General features: G+C 49.7%; 1 pseudogene. It reads left to right on the forward strand.

The annotated features are described in order from the left end of the window. Positions 1–324: pseudogene (locus HUN22_RS17845) on the forward strand (fimbria/pilus outer membrane usher protein); the annotation flags it as partial.

The raw sequence follows: 324 nt of genomic DNA on the forward strand, positions 1-324 counted from the left end.
ACAGCGGTAAGTTGAGTTACAGACAGGAAATATTCGGGCTATCAGAGCCGAAAATCGGATCATTTGGCTGGGGTGGTTATGTAGAGCGAGATGAGGAAGCGAAAGAAAACAATGCTTCGATTTATGCGTCTTACCGTGCGCGTGCTGCTTACGTGACAGGCCGCTATAACCGATTTGGAGATAACGACCAGGTTGCACTATCGGCGACGGGTTCGTTAGTTGCGGCAGCGGGACGTATCTTTGCGGCCAATGAAATTGGAGAGGGGTATGCGGTTGTCACCAATGCTGGGCCACAAAGTCAAATTATAAATGGCGGGGTCAATT

The sequence above is a fragment of the Acinetobacter lactucae genome (assembly GCF_013344765.1).
Taxonomy (GTDB): Bacteria; Pseudomonadota; Gammaproteobacteria; order Pseudomonadales; family Moraxellaceae; genus Acinetobacter; species Acinetobacter lactucae_A.